The organism is Vibrio gazogenes (genome assembly GCF_002196515.1).
Classification (GTDB): Bacteria; Pseudomonadota; Gammaproteobacteria; order Enterobacterales; family Vibrionaceae; genus Vibrio; species Vibrio gazogenes_A.
Map to the genome: position 1 here is coordinate 1165503 of NZ_CP018835.1, position 21302 is coordinate 1186804.

Sequence of the window (21302 nt, forward strand, 5' to 3'; positions counted from 1 at the left end):
GACACAATCAACCTACACTATGCGTACTGGTGCGCTAAATCGACAAAAGCATCGCCTCTTGCCATAAAATTCTTAAACTGATCAAAGCTGGCACAGGCAGGTGAAAGCATCACGATATCGCCTTGTAACAACTGAGGTGCGATATCGGCAATCACATCAGCCATCGTTTCGTACTGTTTCGCTGCAGGGTGCAACGGCATAAACTGCTGACCATCACGGCCAAAACAACACAGCCGAACATTCAGTGAATCCAGAGCCGGTGCTAGCGGCGAGAAATCAGCCCCTTTACCGACACCACCGACCAATAAATACAGTGTGCCTTTTAAAGTCAAACCTGAGAGCGCTGCCAATGTACTGGCAACATTCGTCGCTTTAGAATCATTGACCCATTGAATCCCATGATTATCTTCAACAACCTGGCAACGATGTGTCAATCCAGTGTAAGACTTGAGTACATCAAGGCCTTTTTCATACGAAATACCGGCGTGTTGCAATAACGCGAATACAGTTAAAACATTAGCCAGATTATGTCGTCCGACTAATTTGAGTTGCTCACAGCCAATGACCGGACGTCCATTCGCTACCAAATATTCACACTCATCAATATATTGAAGTGAAAAATCAGCCGCTTGTGAGATGGAAAACGTGGCAACCGCACCTGAAAATGTATCAGGAAATGTGCATGGGTCATCATGATTGACGATGGCAGCTTCTGCATGAGCAAAGATCCGCAACTTAGCTTGTCGATATCCCTCAAGATCTTGATATCGGTCCATATGATCTTCAGACAAATTCAGAAATGCCGCGGCTTTCAGCTTGAGATGGCTCGTTGTCTCCAGTTGAAAGCTGGAAAGCTCCAGAACGTACAAATCAACCGATTCATCAATCAAATCCAATGCCGGTATGCCGATATTACCACCCACAGCAACCTGAAGACCGGCCGCAGCAGCCATTTTTCCGGTTAAATCCGTGACGGTACTTTTACCATTAGAACCGGTAATGGCGATGACAGGTTTGTCGATATGCCAGGCAAATAACTCGATGTCGCCAACCACGGCCGTTCCCGTTTTGATAACCTGTTGAATTTCTGGTGTCGATAATGCGATGCCGGGATTAATCACAACTAAATCGGCGACCGCGAGCCATTCACTGCGCCAGCCGCCTTGATGGCATTCAACACCAACCGGTAATTCACTCAATCCAGGTGGATTGTCCCGAGTATCGATGACTCTGACAGAGAGATTCGGATGATATCTACCCAGATATTTCACGACCGAAAGGCCTGTAATCCCCAACCCAACGACAACGACACTCTTTACATCTTGCCAATCATTCATCTTATACCACGCCATTCCAAGTCGATTCTTAAACTGTTACACACATAAACAGATAATCCCAAAACCACCATAGCGCTTACGATTCAATCACACTGCGCCATTCAACTCACAGCACCTGCATCGGCAATACATTAACGGACTTTCAGTGTTGCCAGACCAATCAGAACCAGCACAATTGAAATAATCCAGAAACGCACAATCACACGAGGCTCGGGCCAGCCTTTTAATTCATAGTGATGATGGATGGGGGCCATTCTGAAAATACGTTGCCCACGTAATTTATAAGACCCAACCTGTAAGATCACCGAGAGTGTTTCCATCACAAAGACTCCGCCCATAATCACCAGAACAAATTCCTGACGAACGAGTACTGCAATAGTTCCCAGTGCTCCACCTAGAGCGAGTGAGCCGACATCCCCCATAAACACCTGTGCAGGATAAGTATTGAACCATAGAAATCCAAGCCCGGCACCGACAATGGCGGTACAGACAACGGATAGCTCTGATGCATAAGCGATATAAGGGATATGAAGATAATTGGCAAAATTCACATTGCCCGTCGCCCAGGAAATAACACCAAAACCGGCAGCGACTAAAACGGTTGGCATAATTGCCAGACCATCCAGTCCATCCGTTAAATTGACCGCGTTACTGGTTCCGACAATCACGAAATAAGTCAGAACAATATAAAACATCCCCAATTGTGGCATGACATCTTTGAAGAAAGGCACCACCAGTTCCGTTGCACTGGTATCTTTGCCATGAATGTACAAGGCAAATGCGACACATAAAGCAATCAGAGACTGCCAAAAATACTTCCACCGAGCGATCAGACCATCGGTATTTTTGCGCACAACTTTACGATAATCATCAACAAAACCAATCGCCCCATAGCCGAGGAGAACAACCATCACCGCCCAGACGTAGGGGTTGGACAAATCCGTCCACAATAACACCGTGATAAAGATAGAGGCGAGAATCATCACCCCCCCCATAGTCGGTGTCCCACGCTTGCTAAAGTGAGACTCAGGTCCGTCATTACGAACAACTTGTCCGATTTGCAGCAATTGTAGTCGCTTAATGAGACGAGGCCCCATCCAGAGAGAGAGGCCCAGTGCGGTCAAAATACTGAGGATGGCTCTGAATGACAGATATTCAAACAGACGAAAGAAAGAAAAATATGGCTGTAATAATTCTGCAAGCCAAATAATCATGCGTATTTCTCCTTGAGAGCAGCAACTATCTTACCCATACCGGCACTATGCGCACCTTTGACGAGTAAAACATGCTCTTGATTTTGATTATTATCGAGTTGCCGCTCGATATACTCCATCATGTGTTGATGTGAAGAAAAGTGTACGCCTTGACACTCCTCACTGATAACTTTGGCATCGTCGCCATATGTCAGCACATAATCAAACCCAAAGGGTGCTGCATGTTCACCGACTTGACGGTGAAGTGCAAGACTTTCATCACCGAGCTCAGCCATATTCCCTAACACAAGCCATCGAACTGCAGAAAATGTTGCCAGAAGATCAATGGCAGATTTTACAGCAGGCACACTGGCATTATAACTATCATCAATCAGACGAATTTTTGGTGTCAGCATCGACACATCCACGCGACCCTGCACATTTTTCGCGTTTTCTAATCCATCTTTTATTTCATCTAACGTTGCACCGGCAGCCGTTGCCAATGCCGCCGCTGCCAGTGCATTAGCAATATTATGTTCACCGATGATATTTAATTGAACATCTCGCTGACCTTGAGGTGAAATTAGCGTAAAGCTTGGACGGGCAGACGCATCCAAATGAACAGACTGCGCATAAAAATCAGCAGACGTCTGTTGTCGTGAAAAAGTAACAACATGCTTATCAGCGAGTACCGTTTCCCACAGGGCATTTCCTTGACTATCGAGGTTAATGACCGCTGTCGAACCGGGAGTCAGTCCTTCAAAGATCTCCCCTTTGGCAACCTTGACGCCCTCTAAAGATCCAAAACCTTCTAAATGAGAAGCGGCAACATTATTAACCAATGCTGCATCCGGTCTGACTAATCGTGTCGTATAAGCGATTTCTCCGACATGATTCGCCCCCAGCTCAATAATAGCAAAATCATCTTCAGGGCAAGATCGGAGCAATGTCAAAGGTACGCCAATTTCATTATTGAAATTCCCTTGTGTATACAGCACCCGCCCTTTTTGGGCTAAAATCGCTGCAACCATTTCTTTTACGGTCGTCTTACCGCAACTTCCCGTAATTGCAACAGTTTTCGTCTGACACTGCTGGTGAACCCACGCAGCGACTGTGCCTAAAGCCTGACGCGTATCACGCACAACAATCTGAGGTACATCGACTTTCAATACCTGACTCACCAGTAACGCCTGAGCGCCTTGCTCGATCGCTTGATCGGCAAAGTCATGCGCATCGAAACGTTCACCGACCAAAGCGATGAACAATGCTCCTTTGTCAATATGACGGGTGTCCGTTGAAATTGCGTGAATATAAAGATCTTCGCCAATCAATTCTGCTTCAAGAACGTTTGCCAATTGTGATAATGAAACCTGAATCATGCTGTTAACTCCAACAGTCTTATTGCCGTCTCTCGATCAGAGTAATGATGAACCCCTTCAGCCGTAACCTGATAGTCTTCATGCCCTTTTCCTGCAAGCAAGATAATATCGTTCTCATCAGCATGGGATAGTGCGTATTCTGTCGCTGTTTGCCGTTGATGTTCGATATGTATATCCGCCGGAGACTGTAAGCCTTGCAACATATCCTGAATAATCAGTTGAGCGGCTTCACTACGTGGATTGTCATCCGTCAGAACGACATGATCAGCCAGCCGCTCTGCAATGGCTGCCATCAGCGGACGTTTACCGCGATCCCGGTCACCACCACAGCCAAAGATAGCCCATAGTTTGCCGTGGCAATGCACTCTCAGCGCTGAGAGTGCCTTTTCCAGTGCATCGGGGGTATGTGCATAATCAACGACAATCTTCGCACGTCCCGCTTTTTGGAATAACTCCATACGCCCGATGACAGGCGATAAATGCCCGGCTGTCGCGACTAAATCATCTTTATCAAATCCCAGCGCCAGCATCGTCGCAAACGTCAATAACACGTTACTGGCGTTAAATGCCCCAATTAAAGGCACCGAAAAGCTGCCGCTTCCCCATGAGCTGTCAAAAGACAGATGAATGCCATCTTCACGATACTGGATAGCTGTCGCCCAAACACCAAGGCGGGTCTGTGGTTGCTCCGACAGAGAGACCCCAATCGCTTCATCCAATTCATCACACCATAAACGACCGATCGGGTCATCGACATTGATCACGGCGCGCTGGCACTGATGGGTACAAAATAATAACTTCTTCGCTTGTGCATAACTCGCCATATCACCATGGTAATCAAGGTGATCACGACTTAAATTGGAAAAAACACCCACATCAAAATATAAAGCTTTCACTCGCCCTTGAACCAGACCGTGGGATGACACTTCCATCGCGGTATAGTTCGCCCCCTGATTCACCAAAGTGGATAATGTTTCCTGAATTTCAATCGCACTACCGGTCGTATTGCCAACAGGTTGTAACTGTTCAAGAAATCCATTTCCTGTCGTGCCCATCACAGCGCACTGCTTGCCCAATACATTCACCCACTGAGCAATCAATTGAGAAATTGTTGTTTTGCCATTTGTTCCGGTAATTCCCACCAACGAGTGATGTTGACTCGGATGATGATACAGTCGCCCCGCTAATTCAGAGAGATGAGCATTCAGTTCATCCAGATAAATGATCGGCACTGAAGCTCGCGACTCAATGGTGCCATGTTGTTTGTGCGAATCAGACTGCGCAATCACCAGATTCGCGCCCGCAGTCACCGCTGCATCAACAAACGCCCGTCCATCGATTTGATGTCCGATGACCGCAACAAATGTATCGCCGGAGCGAATCTGACGACTATCGAGTGCCAGTCGGTGAACCGGAATATCAGCATATGCGGTCGCCTCTAATCGAAGCCAAGGAGAAATCAATTCTGCAATCGAGATACTGTCACACATACGCATTCCTTATTTACTTCGGGGCTGATTATCATCGGGAGCGATGTTCATTATCTGGAGTGCTCCTTTCATAATTTCAGCAAAAACAGGCGCGGCAACCGAGCCGCCATAATATTCATCACCTTGAGGCTCATTGACGACCACGACCAAAGCCAAACGAGGATCGCTGACCGGTGCTATGCCAGCGGTAATCGTGACATACTCATCACTATATCCGCCTTTGGTTGCTTTCCGTGACGTTCCCGTTTTTGCCGCAATCCGATACCCGGGAATCGCAGCCCTTGTCGCGGTTCCTCCGGGTTGAGTTACCGTTTCCATATATCCCAGCACTAACTTTGCGGTATCATGGTCAATCACCTGCTTCGACATGTCCTGCTGGTTATTCTCGATAATATGCAACGGTTGATACAGGCCATAATTCCCCAGCGTCGCATAAGCATGAACCAGTTGAATCGGTGTGACTGAAATACCATATCCAAATGCTAAAGTTGCGATCTCGAATTTAGACCATCGTGTCCGGTTGGGGAAAATCCCCATGGATTCGCCAACTAAATTCAATCCTGATAGCTCGCCTAACCCGACGGAACCATAGACGCCTAATAACGCCTGAATCGGCATCCTTAAAGCCAGTTTTGCAACCCCGATATTACTCGATTTTTGGAGGATTTTTTGTAGGTTGGCTTTTCCGGCCCGGGACACATCCCGAACACGGCTCCCACCAATTCGGAAAACACCGTTCCCCGTATCAATCACCGTATCCGGTGTGGCGGCACCATTTTCGAGTGCTGCAATCTCCGTAAACGGTTTAATGGTTGAGCCCGGTTCCATGGCATCAGTCAGAACTCGGTTTCTCATGCGGAATGTTTGGAGATCAGTGCGATTATTCGGGTTATACGAGGGGGCATTGACCATGGCCAGAATGGCACCGCTTTTCACATCCACAATCACTGCCGATGCCGATGTTGCCCGATGATCCGCCTTCGCTTGTTTTACGGCCCGATAAGCAATCGCCTGAATTCTTTGATCGATGGTGAGCTGTAACGGCTTTCCTTCCTGCTTGGCTTCTAATGCAATATTCTCAACAACCCGACCATAACGGTCTTTACGAATCACCTGTTTGCCGGCTTCACCGCTGAGCCAGTTGTCATAACTTTTTTCGACCCCTTCTAATCCGTGACCATCAATCCCGGTAACACCAATTAAGTGAGCACTAACTTCACCAGAGGGATAATAACGTCGGGATTCAGATTTCAGGCCGACACCTTTTAATTTCAGCTCACGAATGTATTTTGCCATCGGTGGATTCACCTGACGCTGCAAGTAGATAAACCGACGACTTTTATTGTCAGAGATTTTATCAATCAAAGCTTGTCGATCGAGTCCCAGCACATCAGCTAAAGCGTACCAGCGGTTTCGCTCGTCCAATTCATGATATTTAAAAATAGTTGCAGGGTCGGCCCATACAGCATCGACAGGGACACTCACAGCCAGTGGTTCTCCGTTTCGATCGGAGATAATCCCCCGTGCTGATGGAATCGTTTTCGCGCGGATTGAACGCAAGTCACCTTGATACACCAAGTTATCAGGCTCAATCACCTGAATATAGGCGGTACGCCCAACCAAAATACCAAAGGCAGAAAAAACGAAGAATAAGATAATATAGAAGCGCCAACGGATGAAAACATGGCTTTGAGAAGGCTGCTTTTGGGGAGAGGACTCTATCTTTTTCATTTCAGAGGAACTACCACTTCCTTGTCTGCATCGGGACGAATCATATTCAGGTCTTTCTGAGCCAGATCCTGAACCCGGCTGTTATCTGAAAGCGCAGTTTCTTCCAATAATAGGTTACGCCATTCACTATCTAAGCGCTCTCGTTCAACCATTTCATGTTCTCTGGCTGTGATAGCGAGCCGAGCTTGATGGGTCGTAAATACGATTCCCATCGCAGTAACAAACATAATGAAAAGTAAAAACAGCGCTAAACGACCCACGGTGAATAGGTCGGTCAAAATCAATCGAACCAGATTCGGACTCGGTTGGCTGTTTTTTGTCTGTGTCATGCCAGCTTTTCCGCAATCCGGAGCACTGAACTTCTGGAGCGGGTATTCTGTGCGACTTCTTGTTCAGAAGGTTTGATAGCTTTACCAATCGTCTTAAGACGAGCACTGCCCAACGCCTGAATCTGAGCATCCGTTAAAGGAAGTCCATGAGGAACCTCAGGCCCTTTGCTTTCTTTACGCATAAAATGCTTTACCATACGATCTTCTAACGAATGGAAGCTAATCACGGATAAACGACCTTGTGGCGCAAGGATCGATAATGCACCTTTTAACGCATAATCAATTTCTTCTAATTCACTATTGATATAAATCCGAAACGCCTGAAAAGCACGCGTCGCAGGATGTTTCTTCTCTTTATAATTTTTCGGCACAACATCAGCAATCAGTTGAGCCAATTGCCGAGTCCGCAATAACGGTTCATTTTCTTCATCACTGCGATAATTGATAATTGCTTTAGCAATTCTGCGGGCATAACGATCTTCACCAAATTCACGAATGACCCAAGTGATATCATCTAAATCCGCGTCATTCAGCCACTGAGAAACCGGAATACCAGATGTCGGATCCATGCGCATATCCAACGGGCCATCTTTTAAAAAACTAAATCCGCGGTCAGCGTCATCCAACTGCGGTGAAGAAACGCCTAAATCAAACAGAACACCGTCGACTTTTCCGTTCAAGCCATATGCCTCGGCATAATCAGCAATTGCGGAAAACGGACCATGAATGATCGTAAAACGGGGATCATCGATCTGTCGGGCGACTTCAATCGCCTGTGGGTCACGATCGATACTATAGAGTTTACCTTGTGGGCCTAATTTGGACAAAATCGTGCGCGAATGCCCACCCCGACCAAACGTGCCGTCGATGTAGATACCGTCCGGTTTGATATCCAGTCCTCGGATTGATTCATCCAACAGGACGGAAATGTGCTGAAATGCTGTTTGCGTCATTCGTTCTCTCGTAAAACCTATGCAAGTAACCCATCCCATATGCAACAAACACAGGGGTCGAATACGTTCAACTTGCTCAGAACACTATGGTAGTAGAATGCCTGAAACACTGCTACCGTCTTCCCGAATACCAGACGTGATATTGCGCCAAGTTTAAACGATCTGGGACAGATAACGTCAATATAAAGCAAAAAACCCATCATGACTGAATATCATGATGGGTCAAGAATAGCCGGAGTTAACCTATAAGCCGGGTTCTGTTCCGTTTTGCAACGGTAGTAGCCATTCCTCTAGGCCAGCAATCGCTCACTGGCTCAAGCAACCTACCCGCTCCCAGACGCGAGCCACGCCATATGAGAGCCTATTTGGTCTTGCTCCGGGTGGAGTTTACCTTGCTACGAACTGTTACCAGACGCACGGTGCGCTCTTACCGCACCCTTTCACCCTTACCTGACCCAAGGGTCATCGGCGGTCTTCTCTCTGCTGCACTTGTCGTGGGCTTACGCCCCCCAGGCGTTACCTGGCACCCTGCTCTATGGAGCCCGGACTTTCCTCCCCTTTATCAGTCTCCCCCAGCAAAACTAAGGGACATCAATAAAGCAGCGACTACCCAGTCAACTCCGAGCGCGAATTGTATAGAGAAAGAGAAACGCTGTCTACCGATGAAAAAGCGACTGGTTGTTTTTCCATCCGATATCAATTTGATTCAGTCGGCTCCAGCCAGATTCAACTCTCCGTTTATCGCGTTCATTTCTCTTCAGTGCCACGAGACTTGCGTTGCTAATTGATGCACCTCGCACCGATTAGCTAAAGTTTGTCAGTGTCATCACTTGCGCATTATTACTGCGGTTCAATTTCATCAAACCTTTTAAGTTCATGAATAACATGGGTAAGACAATCGCGGTAAAAGCAATATTCGATAACGGCACTGCCAGCCACACACCATCAATGCCAAAGAACCTTGGTAAGATCAGCAAGAATGGGAGTTGTACCAACATGTTCCCGACGGAGACAAATAAAGCCTGACCACTTTTTCCCACCGCGACAAAGTAAACCGATGCCATAAATATGAAGCCATCTAAAAACAGTGTCATCAAGTGCAAACGAATACCGACTTTAGTCGCCTCAATCAGGGGCGCATTGGCATTGACAAAAAAACTGGTGAAAAATTCAGGGAAAAGGTTCAGCACAATCACGACGATGATGCCTGAACCCACACTCACAGAAAACGCTAACTTCACAGTTTGAATAATGCGCCGATATTGCTTCGCCCCCAAGTAATAACTGACAGGAGGCTGCAAGCCACTCACCAAGCCTTCGGCAAAAAAGTAATAACCGCTGGCTAAATAGCCGACAATAGCGAACGCCGCTAACTGGGTCGTGTCGCCATAATCCATAAACAATCGGTTATGCAGTGCAATGATAAAACTCATGTAGGTAAACATCACCAAGTTCGACGTCCCAAGCTGCATAATCCGTTTAGTGATACTGATATCAAACTGACTGAGTGATAAGGTAATTTTGGCGGTAAAATACCGGAGACATAGAACACAGGTCACAAGCTGGGCAATTAAGGTTGCTACCGCTGCCCCTTTAAGCCCCATACCGAATATGCCCAAAAAGACATAATCCAAAACAATGTTTAATAATGCCCCCACGACAATAAAGATCGTTGCAATATTCGGACTATCATCATTTCTCACTAGCATAGGCATGGCACTGGCACCGATGGAAATGAAAGCCCCATAAGACATAATTTCCACATACTGCCAACTCAGCATCAGTGTGTTGCCCGTGGCGCCTTGCAGATGCAAGCTACTTTTCCCCAAGGCCGTAAACACCAGAGAAGCCAATAAACCAATCCCGACAACCAGAAACAGGGCTGTCACCAGTGTCGATCGTGTCGCAGGTAGGTTCTTCTCACCGCGATATTGGGACAAAACACTACCGCCGCCCATCCCGATAAGAAGACCAAAGCCCATGATTAAGCCCAACAATGGAATCGCCATATTAATGCCGGCTAATCCTTCACTTCCAATATAATGCCCGACAAAGAAACCATCGATGATCTGGTACAAACCACTCACCAGCATGGCGACAATAGAGGGTATCGCAAAGCGCCAAAAAGCCTGTGCAACCGATTGTGGTTGCGTTGGTATCACGGTTGGCATTCTGCCTCTCCCATTATTTAGATGAGAGAGCATAATATAACGAATTAAGATACAATAAAGTTAGTTACTATCCGTTTAACGGATAAGTCAGACAAATTTCAATCGGTAAACCAAGTGATTGGAGCACAATATGAACTGGACCCTTGATCAACTACTCGCTTTTGTGACTGCTGCCGAATTAGGCTCTTTCTCTGCCGCAGCAAGAAAGCTACAGAAAGCACAATCACGCATCAGCAGTGCGATTTCCAATTTAGAACTTGATTTAGGCTTTGAGTTGTTTGATCGCCGTTCTAAGTACCCGGCTCTCACCTCACTAGGAGAAGAAATACTGCCTGAAGCGCAAGCTGTTCTAAACCAATGTTTACGCTTGGAATCCAGAGCATTAACGGCCGCACGTCAGGAGCCGATTTCATTACGCATTGCCATAGACGAAGCGCTTCCCTTAGAAACTATCCACACCATTTTTCCCCAATTCGGAGATTCTTTCCCCAACACTCACTTGGTCATTACCAACGGTTCCCAAGATGATATAGCGGTTGCCATTGCCAATCACAATGCGGATATTGGTCTCATGATCAGTAATGATGAATTGCCCGCTAAATTACAATTACACTCGCTTGGCTATTTCAAGCAGGTTCTCATTGTTGGAAAACAGCACCCTCTGGCCAGTAAAGACACTCTAAGCTTGGCGCAATTACAACAATATCGACAATTCGTATTATGCAATCGCTCAGGAGAAAATCGGGAACATGCCTTAAGTCCAGACCATTGGGACATCGACAGTTATTATTTAATTTGTGAGTTGGTCACACAGAATCAAGGATGGGCCATCGTGCCTGAGCATATTGCCAGCGATAAGTCGTTTTCGCAGCATATCAAAATCGCCAGAAGCGACGTGTTATCGGATCGTTTTATTGAAGTCGGCATTGTTACGCTCATCCAAAGCCCTAGATCTAAGCTAACGGATTGGATTATTGATAAAATGCGCCAATTGATGGCAAATCACCCGAATGAAAGAGCAACATAATGACACCGTAATACGCTGCTCAATGGGAGAACGATAAATAGATAAAGGAGTGATATTCTTATCAAGAATACCACTCCGACGTAAACCATCGATTAACGGCTAACTACTTCACTTTCAACAGCGACAGAATCGCGGTAAATTCCACGACAGCCTTAGAGCTATCTGCATTACTACTTTCCAGCTCACTGACAATTTCTTTAAGCTTGGTCGAAGATTCATGAATACCAACCAAGCTCCTATTTATATCCTCTGCCACGTTCGATTGCTGCTCTGCCGCTGCTGCAACTTGGATTGTATTATCCGAAATACCTGCCACCCTTTCATTCACAATGCCCAATTTATTCGTATTTTCAACAGAAGAAGCGACGGTTTGCTGAGCACTTTCTTGGCTCTCCTCGATCAACGCCACAGCCGATTGAACATCCTGTTGCAAGCCTTTGATCAGGACATCCACTTCTTCTGTTGACTCCTGTGTCCGTGCCGCCAAATTACGCACTTCATCAGCCACCACGGCAAACCCTCGACCTTGATCCCCCGCGCGAGCCGCTTCAATGGCTGCATTCAATGCTAATAAATTAGTTTGCTCTGCAATCGCTCGAATCGTATCCAAAATACTATAAATAGAATCACTGCGTTGAGACACCTGTGCAACTTGATTGCTGGCGTCGTTTAACTGAGCTGCAAGACCTTCAACCATCTGTCGATTCGATTGAACAAGCTCATACGACTCAGTTAAGTACTGACTAATTTCTGTTGCGGCTTCACCATTATGCCGAGCCAAGTTTGCGACTTCTGTTGCCGAGCTAGACATTTCCGTGACAGCGGAGACGACAGAATCTATCTGCTCTGCCTGTACCAAAGTGGACTGATGGGCTGTCGCTGTCGCCTTGGTAAACTCATCATTCGTTTTAGCAACCACATCTCGCTGCTGAATCAGACGAATCATCATGTCCTGCAATTTACCCGTAAACTGATTAAATCCTTGCGCCAACAACACAAGTTCTAAATGGTTTTGTGTATCGAGACGCTGGGTTAAATCGCCTTCTTCTGACGCTAGTTTTTCCATGCGCAAAGCAATACTACGTAGTGGAGACGTTACCGTATTGACGACTAAAAAGACCAGCACAAGTCCAGCCAATAACAGTCCGATGGACAATCCCATGAACAAAGTGATTGAACTTTGTGTTTTATCATCCAGTTGACTGGACATTTTGGTAACAGGCGCTAATAAAACAGAAGTTGGCACAGAGACATAGATTTTCCAGACATTGGGAGCCGCATTGATGGTCATGCTGCTGCTATATACCCATTGTTTATCACCTTTGACCAGACCTGATTTTTGATTCGCAAAGGTTAGCCCCACCTTGTTCGTGTTTTTGCCAATCGCATCAGGCAATTCACTGGATCCCACAACTAAACCTTTTTCACTGACAATGGTAATCTTGCCTTCGCCATCAAATAAGTTACTGCTGATTTGTTCGAGTTTCTTTTGAATCTCAGACAAATTGATATCCGCACCGACCATACCTACGAACTTTTTCTCTGCCAGAATCGGTGAAGAGTACGTGGTCATCAATACTTTTTGACCATTTGTTGTCAGTTCAAACAAATAAGGGTCTGACAAACATGCTTTTTTCGTGTCCATCGGGCACAAGTACCATTCGGATACTCGAACACCATTTTCATCTTTATCCTGAACATATTTCAGGTCGGGCTGTCCTGCACTGTAAATATAGTTATCCTTACCCCCTTTTAACCAATAGGTGTCTAAAGTACCAATTGAAGATGTATGATCACCGGTTCCTATCGACGCTTGGTCTTTACCATCATAACCATTCGGTTCAAATTGTGCGTACAGCGCATTCATATTCGGTGAGCTTTTGAGTAAAGACAGGGTCATATCTTTGACTTTTTGACGAGCAAGAGGGACGCCGCCATTGCCCACTGATGTATCCGCTAAGACTTTAGAAAAACTGGTCACAACCGCTGCTGTATCGCCAAGGTAATTGGACACTTGAGCATTCACTTCACTAGCGGCAGCTTCGAGTAAAAGTCCTGCTTGCTCTTCTTGGTATAATTTTAATTCATTGGCAGAAAAGTCACTCAGAGAACGAATTGAGTGGGCAGATAAGTAAATAAGTACACCAACAAGACAGGCAAAGAATACGCCGGTTATCACAACCAATTTTATTCTGATACTGAATTTAGACATAAAAAACACCTCAGGCCAGATTCAATATATTTTCTAAACCGATATCGATAAGAAAACATACCCTTAGATTGAAGTCACATCCAAAACAGCACAGGTCAAAACAAGGATGCACCCTTATAAAGATTAGTATTTTTTTTTATATAAATCACTTTATCGGCTTTTTATAACAGAATACATCAATTTTTATGGTTAAAAAGCAACTTACTGGAGCTGGGGACAATTTAGCGTGGGGAGCATCACCGTTCAGATGATCATCAGCTTGTAGGTACAAGCGCAACACTGCATGAGTGTTTTTCAGTAAGACCCGAAGCCCAACCGCTTAACGGGTCTTTTTATGTGCAACAAGGTGCTAAACCTTGATACACCACGGTTCAATCCAGATGTTCAAGTCCCCATTTATAAAGTGCATTTTTCTTCAGATGATAAATTTCAGCCACGAGAGCAGCCGCTTTTTTTAAAGGCAGCTCCTGAGTCAGAATTTTAAGTGTCCGAACCGCCTCTTCAGGAAACTCATCCCGTTCAGAACGCCGATAGCCATGAATCAGTAAGACCATCTCTCCCTTGCGGCGGTTTTCGTCTGCCATCACCCACGGGATGAGTTCTCCCAACGGTAAGCCCTGAATGGTTTCAAAGGTTTTCGTCAACTCCCTTGCCAGAACGACTTCGCGATCAGGCCCGAGCACAGCCTGCAAATCATGTAATGATTCAATGATGCGATGAGTGGATTCATAGAAAATACAAGTCCGCTCCTCATGCGCGATCTCTGCTATTTTATCTTTACGAGCTTTCGTTTTCGGAGGAAGGAACCCTTCAAAACTGAATCGATCCGATGGTAAACCTGAAGCGCTTAATGCCGCGATAACAGCACAAGCCCCTGGCAAAGGGACCACTTTTACACCCGCCTGACGACAAAGTTTAACAAGATGATATCCTGGATCGCTGATCAACGGTGTTCCGGCGTCAGAGACTAAAGCAATCGACTGTCCGGAGAGCAGTTTTTCAACCAATACCGAAGCTTTCTCCTGTTCATTATGATCATGGAGAGAAAAAGTTCTGGTTTGAACATTCAGGTGAGATAAAAGTTTCCCAGTGTGGCGCGTATCCTCAGCAGCAATCATGTCAACCTGAGAAAGAACATCAATGGCTCTTTGCGTTATATCGCCTAAATTACCAATTGGCGTAGGAACAATGTATAGTGTTGGCGCTTGCTCCTGCAACGTTTTATGATTCGTCATTTGTTTATCATCACTTCAAAGATTATTATAGAGACAATTTTACCGGAATAAATTACAGCTCATGGCTCAGAAAAAGCATAACAGACTCAATGTGGCACGCCTAATCACTCAGATTACATTCACAATCCTTCTTGCGGCATGTGCTTCCAATTCAATAGACTCGAATCGTGTCGATATTACTCAACGTCCGACACTCAGTTCGCAGGACTATCTCATGAGAGCCGACAGCAATGAAGGGTCAATACAAAATGACTGGCTAATCATGGCGCTAAAAGCAGCGGTGAAAGAAAACCAAGTCGCCCAAGCGAATTTACTATTATTCCGACTGACCAAACAAAAACTGTCAGAAACGCAGCAAGCGGAATGGCAACTTGCCCGGGCCAGACTCTTTCTCAATAATGATCAGAATGAAACAGCACTTAAACGACTGACTTTTAAACCTTGGTGGAAACTTCCTGATGCTCAATGGTTAGCATTCTATCAGACTAAAGCCGATATTTTCATGAGTCTTGAAAAATGGTTTGATGCCGCCCGAGCTTTAGTCGAGGTCTATGACCTGAGTCCACAGAATCTCCAGCCTAAAGTTGCCCGTCAGATCTGGCAGAATCTTTCTCATTATTCTGCGACAGAGATTACAGAGTTAAACGTTGCATCCGATGAAGATGAATTAGCCGGTTGGCTCCAACTCGCCATTTATATGAAAACGCTGGATGGCGATCTCTCACAATTGAAAAATACACTCGAAAAATGGTTAGCAGAAAATAGCCATCATCCGGCCGCCATCCATATGCCCGGAGGGGTCAAAGCGGTTTTGGCGATGAAAATATCAACCCCAAAAAGAACAGCTTTACTCCTGCCACTAAGTGGTAAATTTTCTCAGCAGGCTCAGTTAATCCGAGACGGATTTATGTTTGCGATGATGAATGATCGGGGCAGAGATACCGATATGACGCTGAATGTGATCGATACAAACGAACAATCATTTTCTGATACAGTCAATCAATTGATGCAAGAGCATATCGACTTTGTTGTCGGTCCGCTGATCAAAGAAGATATCACCCAACTACAACAGATAGAGAAGCAAAAGAAACACCAAATTCCTATGCTGGCTCTAAACATTCCGGAAAATATAAGTTCGAATTCGTCCGCATGTTACTTTGCCCTGTCTCCTGAACAAGAGGCCAGCCAAGCCGCAAAACATTTGTTCCGCTTGGGATATCAGTATCCGATGATTTTAGTGCCGCAAGGAAGCTACGGTGAAAGAGTCGCAGATGCCTTCCAGCAAGAGTGGCAAAAGTATAGTAAGCATCCACTGACAATCAGTCGGTTTGGCGATAAACGTCACTTACAGCAAAATATCAACGCGGTGTTCGGTTTGCAGAATAGTCAAAAGAATATTGCTCAAATGGAATCATTGTTAGATATGAAGCTGGAAAGTCAGCCACGTAGCCGACGCGATATCGATACCGTCTATATTGTTGCCAACAGCGCAGAACTTACACTACTCAAGCCATTTATCGAAGTGGCGATCAACCCGGATACGACGCAGCCGAAACTGTTTTCAAGCTCCCGGAGTAATAGTAACAATCAATATGAAGACCTCTCGGGGGTCACATTCAGTGATATTCCTTTACTGCTCAAGCCACAAGCTGCGACCAAAGAACAGATGGAAGATTTGTGGCCAAAAGATTCTAATGCTGAGAAACGATTGAAAGCAATGGGAATGGATGCGTACACTTTAATGACGTCGCTCCCGCAAATGAAAGCGGTTGAGGGATATCAAGTTCAGGGTCAAACCGGCACGCTCAGTATTGATAAACAGTGTATCGTTCAGCAAGAGTTAACTTGGGGAGAGTATGGCTCGCTTTAACCATCGCGAGATCGGTGCTCACTATGAACAAGCAGCCTCGGCTTTTTTACTGGCACGAGGCTTACAATTGATCACCCAAAACTTTTCATGTCGTACCGGTGAAATTGACCTGATTATGCGCGATCAACAAACGACTGTATTTGTTGAAGTAAAATATAGAAAAAATCGCGCCTTTGGTCATGCGGCTGAAGCCGTAACTCCGACAAAGACCAAAAAATTAATTCAGACAGCTCAGTTCTGGTTATTAACACAAGGCTTGTCACCTTATGACACTGATTTTCGTTTCGATGTGATTGCCATTCATCAAGATGGTGATGACATCGATTGGTTCCAAAATGCAATAACGCAGGGATAATCGATGCTCGAAAGCATTAAAGCTAGTTTTACTGAAAGTATTCAAATTCAGATTGCTGCCGCTGAAGCATTACCAGATGCTATTACACATGCAGCACAGGCCATGGTTGCCAGTTTGCTCAATGGTAACAAGATCCTTTGTTGCGGTAATGGGGGCTCATCAGCAAACGCTCAACAGTTTGCATCTTGTCTACTCAACCGTTTCGAAACTGAGCGCCCTAGCCTACCGGCTATGGCTCTGACGGCAGACAACACAACGATGACTGCCGTTGCCAATGATTACCATTACCAAGAAATCTTTTCCAAACAGGTGCGAGCCTTTGGCCAAGCCAACGACATCTTGCTGGCAATTTCAACCAGTGGGAATAGCAAAAATATTATCAAAGCCATGGAAGCGGCAGTGACCCGAGACATGACTATCATTGCCCTGACAGGGAAAGATGGTGGTGAAATGGCTGGTCTATTGGGAGAAAACGATGTTGAAATTCGTATTCCTTCCCTCCGCACTGCCCGTATTCATGAAGTCCACATGGTGACACTGCACTGCCTCTGTGACCTGATTGATCAAGTATTATTTCCACCCCATGAAGAGTAAATCATGAAAAACTTAACCATTCTGATTACGTTATCTCTTGCTGTCATGTTATCTGGATGTGTTGGGTTGTTTATTGCTGGCGCAGCAACAACAGCCGATATCGTCACGGATCCACGAACCACTCAGGAAATCTGGGATGACAATTACATTGAAGCTGAAATAACCGGCTTGATCAGAAAACCTCCTTATCGTGGTAAGACCCGTATTGTATCCAACTCTTTTCGTGGGGTAGTTGTATTAATGGGTCAATCTCAAGATGACAGCCTGCTGAAATCATTAGAAAAAGATGTACAAAAAGTTAAGGGTGTTAAAGAAGTTCATGATCAGGTTCGAATTCGTAAACCCTTAAGTACATCGGATATCAGCCAAGACAGTTGGATCACGACAAAGGTTAAATCATCACTGTTAACAGATAATCAACTGAGCGGTGTTAAGATTAAAGTAATTACAGAAGATAAAGAAGTGTTCTTATTTGGCTATGTTACCCCGGAACATGGTAACCATGCCGCAGAAATAGCACGTAATATCTCTGGTGTGAAACGAGTAATTAAAGCGTTCCAATATTCACCCAGTCAGCAGAAACAATAATCAACGTTGGGTGATGCCACCTATCGACCTGACCCGTCCTGATATGGGTTGACACATTTTAGTAAAACGCTCGATGTACTTCATCGGGCGTTTTGTATTTTAAAGCTGTGTGTGGCCTATATTGATTATAGATTTTTACCGACTCTGCAACCATCTTTCGTGCTTCTTCTAAATTCGCAGGCTTGTTAAGAAGATATTCATTTTTGAGTATTCCATTGACTCGTTCTGCCAACGCATTCTGGTAACAATCATACCCATCTGTCATTGAGCAACTGACGCCATTCTGTTGGTGAAGCGTTTGATACTCTGCCGAACAATACTGTAACCCTCTATCTGAGTGATGAATGAGTGGTTGGTGAGTTCTTCTACTTTTAAGCGCATGAATAAACGCTTGCTTAACGGATTGAGTTTTCATGTTGTCATCAACGTGATAACCAACGATTTTCCGAGAGTAAGCATCCGTGACTAAACTGAGATAAGTTTCTCCCTCACGAGTCGGTAGATAAGTAATATCTGCAACCCACAACTGCTCGGGACGCTCAGGCGCATAACCCGATTTTATGATGTTAGGGTGACAATGAAATCGATGATGGCTGTTCGTCGTGCGATGGTATGCTTGCCTTGTTGGAACAAGAAGTTGGTTCGCTTTAAGAAGAGCAAACAAGTGGTCTCGGCCGATGATTAAACACTTTTGTGACAAAATATATTTTAGTTTTCTGACACCTATTCTAGGTTGTACCAGACGCTCTTTCTTCACAGCAATGAGCACATGAGTCTCATGGGAGACTCGTTCTTTTTCTGCTTCGCAGCGCTTGTAGTATGCTTGGCGTGAAATCCCGATAAACAAGCAAGCTTTTGTCACGGTTAACTTTGAAAGCGTTTTTTCCTCAATAATTCGGCTTTGCGCTTTTTTGAAAGACGGACTCCGAAGTCTCTGTCCATGACTTTTACAACAGCCTCGAAAAAATCGGCTTTTAGCTGAGTTTCTTCTAATTGTTGTTCAAGCTCTTTAATGCGTTGTTCAGGTGTTTGTGGGGAAGATGACTGAGACATAGCGATACCTTTTCCCTTTAATTCAGAGGCGCCTAAAGACCAATCTAGTTGACCATGCTTACGAAGCCAAACTAAAACAGTCGAGCGACCTTGAATACCATACCGCTCTTGAGCCTGTTGATAAGTCATTTCACCTTTTTCAACTTGCTCAACAACCGCCAATTTAAAGGCAAGGGAATAATCTTGCTGTGTACGTTTACCTATTGATTTCATGACATTCTCCAATTTGTGGCTGGAAAAGTGTCAACCTTAGTTAGGACGGGTCAACCGAAACAAAAAAAGCAGCGAAAGCTGCTTTTTTATGACGAATTTTTCACTAAAACTCAATCGGTTGTCTATTTCACGACTCTCAAACTCGGTTTTCCGCGAGGTCGAGGAGGCTCGTCATCATCAGAAGAGGAAACAGTGTCATCCGCATCAGTGGTTGTCTCTACGACATCCATACTTTGCAGCGCTTCCTGCTCTTGTTCTTGTTCTTGAGCCTGTTCAAGTTGCTGAATGTATGCGTCTTCCGGTTCAAACATCGTCCCTGCACCATTTTCACGTGCGTAGATTGCCTGAACAGCAAAAATAGGCACAATAACAGAGTGAGGGCGCCCGCCAAAACGAGCGTTAAACATGATTGCATCATTACCTAGTTCTAGGTTCCCGACAGCCCTTGGGGCAATGTTCAGAATGATCTGTCCGTCCTGAATGAATTCGACAGGCACCCGAACGCCAGGCAGCGTTGCATCAACAACCAGATGAGGTGTTAAATCGTTCTCTAATAACCAGTCATAAAAGGCCCGAAGCATGTACGGGCGCCGAGGCGTCATATTATCCATGAGCTATACATCCTACCCGAATTAACGAGATAAACGCATCTCACGCTCAGTTTCAGTTAAAGAAGCCAAGAATGAATCTCGTTCAAAAACACGGTTCATATAGACTTTCAACTCTTTTGAACCCGGACCAATGAGCTCGATTCCCAACACAGGTAAACGCCATAATAACGGCGCAAGATAACAATCCACCAAGCTAAACTCTTCACTCATGAAATACTCAAACTCAGCAAATACTGGTGCTAATGTCAGCAAATCATTTTGCAACTTACTTCTTGCCGATTCAGCTTCGCTAACAGAACCATTTATCACTTTATCAGCAAGTGAATACCAGTTCCGCTCAATACGATAAACCATCAAACGGCTATTACCGCGTGCTACAGGATAAACCGGCATCAGTGGTGGGTGAGGAAAACGCTCATCCAGATATTCCATAATAATTTTTGAGTCATAAAGTGCAAGTTCACGATCGACAAGAGTCGGTACTGATTTATACGGATTTAACTCGATCAGTTCCGCAGGTAAGTTTGATTCATCAACTAACTCAACCTCGACACTCACACCTTTCTCAGCCAGAACAATTCTCACCTGATGACTATACATATCTGAGGCACTTGAAAATAAAGTCATCACAGAACGTTTATTGGCAGCAACAGCCATGGAACCCTCCAGCACACAATAATAATAAAAACAATGGAGGCAAGCCTCCATTGATAATCAAAACCCTGAAAAACAGCACGGTATAATAGCATAATTAGTGCACATCACGCCAACACTCTTTCTTCAGAGAACAAAGAATCACCTAAGGAGACTTATCCAGAAGATAATGTACCATATGTTTTACTCAACACAGCTATCACCATCAATGACATGCGAGAAGCCGACATGTCGGATATTCACCTCTCGGGAAGCAACTTAGACAAATGACACCATAAGTTCGATGCGGCACTCTTTCAAACCGCTC

At 45.2% G+C, this 21302-nt stretch carries 18 protein-coding genes and 1 other RNA gene; 5 read left to right on the forward strand and 14 right to left on the reverse strand.

Annotated elements, in window-relative coordinates:
• Positions 1-17 precede the first annotated feature (17 nt).
• The 9 genes from murD to BSQ33_RS05335 form a co-directional block, all read right to left on the reverse strand.
• A complete protein-coding gene (murD, locus tag BSQ33_RS05295; RefSeq protein ID WP_088133548.1) occupies positions 18-1337 on the reverse strand; it encodes a UDP-N-acetylmuramoyl-L-alanine--D-glutamate ligase in 1320 nt (439 codons plus the stop codon).
• A 131-nt stretch (positions 1338-1468) separates the two neighbouring features.
• On the reverse strand, positions 1469-2551 hold the full coding sequence (gene mraY, locus BSQ33_RS05300) for a phospho-N-acetylmuramoyl-pentapeptide-transferase (RefSeq protein WP_088133549.1): 1083 nt from the start codon (positions 2549-2551) through the stop codon (positions 1469-1471).
• The gene (murF, locus tag BSQ33_RS05305) at positions 2548-3909 is read right to left on the reverse strand and encodes a UDP-N-acetylmuramoyl-tripeptide--D-alanyl-D-alanine ligase (protein ID WP_088133550.1); all 1362 of its coding nucleotides are present in this window, start codon (positions 3907-3909) and stop codon (positions 2548-2550) included. Before murF ends, mraY begins: the two co-directional genes overlap by 4 nt.
• Positions 3906-5399, reverse strand: coding sequence for a UDP-N-acetylmuramoyl-L-alanyl-D-glutamate--2,6-diaminopimelate ligase (gene murE, locus BSQ33_RS05310; RefSeq protein WP_088133551.1), 1494 nt, complete (start codon positions 5397-5399; stop codon positions 3906-3908). The genes murF and murE overlap by 4 nt, the downstream gene beginning before the upstream one ends.
• Positions 5400-5408: 9 nt before the next feature.
• Positions 5409-7130, reverse strand: coding sequence for a penicillin-binding transpeptidase domain-containing protein (locus tag BSQ33_RS05315; protein WP_088133552.1), 1722 nt, complete (start codon positions 7128-7130; stop codon positions 5409-5411).
• Positions 7127-7459, reverse strand: coding sequence for a cell division protein FtsL (gene ftsL / locus BSQ33_RS05320; RefSeq protein WP_088133553.1), 333 nt, complete (start codon positions 7457-7459; stop codon positions 7127-7129). Before ftsL ends, BSQ33_RS05315 begins: the two co-directional genes overlap by 4 nt.
• On the reverse strand, positions 7456-8412 hold the full coding sequence (gene rsmH, locus BSQ33_RS05325) for a 16S rRNA (cytosine(1402)-N(4))-methyltransferase RsmH (protein ID WP_088133554.1): 957 nt from the start codon (positions 8410-8412) through the stop codon (positions 7456-7458). The genes ftsL and rsmH overlap by 4 nt, the downstream gene beginning before the upstream one ends.
• A gap of 230 nt (positions 8413-8642) precedes the next feature.
• An RNA gene (gene rnpB / locus BSQ33_RS05330) (RNase P RNA component class A) lies at positions 8643-9034 on the reverse strand.
• Positions 9035-9215: 181 nt separating this feature from the next.
• Positions 9216-10583 (reverse strand): MATE family efflux transporter, encoded by a 1368-nt coding sequence (locus tag BSQ33_RS05335; RefSeq protein ID WP_088133555.1) that lies wholly within the window; start codon positions 10581-10583, stop codon positions 9216-9218.
• A 130-nt stretch (positions 10584-10713) separates the two neighbouring features.
• Here BSQ33_RS05335 and BSQ33_RS05340 point away from each other — a divergent pair, with 130 nt between their 5' ends.
• Positions 10714-11610: a LysR family transcriptional regulator gene (locus tag BSQ33_RS05340; RefSeq protein WP_088133556.1), complete on the forward strand. Its 897-nt coding sequence runs from the start codon at positions 10714-10716 to the stop codon at positions 11608-11610.
• Between the two features lie 103 nt (positions 11611-11713).
• Here the strand turns inward: BSQ33_RS05340 and BSQ33_RS05345 are convergent, their stop codons facing one another.
• Both BSQ33_RS05345 and rsmI read right to left on the reverse strand, forming a co-directional pair.
• A complete protein-coding gene (locus BSQ33_RS05345; protein ID WP_088133557.1) occupies positions 11714-13822 on the reverse strand; it encodes a methyl-accepting chemotaxis protein in 2109 nt (702 codons plus the stop codon).
• 371 nt (positions 13823-14193) lie between these two features.
• Positions 14194-15057, reverse strand: a complete 864-nt coding sequence (gene rsmI / locus BSQ33_RS05350; protein WP_088133558.1) for a 16S rRNA (cytidine(1402)-2'-O)-methyltransferase — start codon at positions 15055-15057, stop codon at positions 14194-14196.
• A 61-nt stretch (positions 15058-15118) separates the two neighbouring features.
• Here rsmI and BSQ33_RS05355 point away from each other — a divergent pair, with 61 nt between their 5' ends.
• Genes BSQ33_RS05355 through BSQ33_RS05370 form a run of 4 tightly spaced genes read left to right on the forward strand, consistent with a single transcriptional unit; the run spans position 15119 to position 18464 of the window.
• The gene (locus tag BSQ33_RS05355) at positions 15119-16927 is read left to right on the forward strand and encodes a penicillin-binding protein activator (protein WP_088133559.1); all 1809 of its coding nucleotides are present in this window, start codon (positions 15119-15121) and stop codon (positions 16925-16927) included.
• Positions 16914-17282, forward strand: a complete 369-nt coding sequence (locus BSQ33_RS05360; RefSeq protein WP_088133560.1) for a YraN family protein — start codon at positions 16914-16916, stop codon at positions 17280-17282. The genes BSQ33_RS05355 and BSQ33_RS05360 overlap by 14 nt, the downstream gene beginning before the upstream one ends.
• 3 nt (positions 17283-17285) lie before the next feature.
• On the forward strand, positions 17286-17876 hold the full coding sequence (locus tag BSQ33_RS05365) for a phosphoheptose isomerase (RefSeq protein ID WP_038183172.1): 591 nt from the start codon (positions 17286-17288) through the stop codon (positions 17874-17876).
• 3 nt (positions 17877-17879) lie between these two features.
• Positions 17880-18464, forward strand: coding sequence for a BON domain-containing protein (locus BSQ33_RS05370; RefSeq protein ID WP_088133561.1), 585 nt, complete (start codon positions 17880-17882; stop codon positions 18462-18464).
• Between the two features lie 58 nt (positions 18465-18522).
• Here BSQ33_RS05370 and BSQ33_RS05375 read toward each other — a convergent pair.
• The 3 genes from BSQ33_RS05375 to sspA form a co-directional block, all read right to left on the reverse strand.
• Positions 18523-19730, reverse strand: a protein-coding gene (locus BSQ33_RS05375; protein ID WP_198298138.1) for an IS3 family transposase whose coding sequence is annotated in 2 segments (ribosomal slippage) — positions 18523-19379 and positions 19379-19730 — 1209 coding nt in all. Because the reading frame shifts where the segments join, the coding sequence is not laid out codon by codon here.
• A gap of 122 nt (positions 19731-19852) precedes the next feature.
• Entirely contained in the window at positions 19853-20332 is a 480-nt protein-coding gene (gene sspB, locus BSQ33_RS05380; RefSeq protein WP_420070625.1) for a ClpXP protease specificity-enhancing factor, read from the reverse strand.
• 30 nt (positions 20333-20362) lie between these two features.
• A complete protein-coding gene (gene sspA / locus BSQ33_RS05385) occupies positions 20363-20998 on the reverse strand; it encodes a stringent starvation protein SspA (protein ID WP_074371831.1) in 636 nt (211 codons plus the stop codon).
• Positions 20999-21302 lie beyond the last annotated feature (304 nt).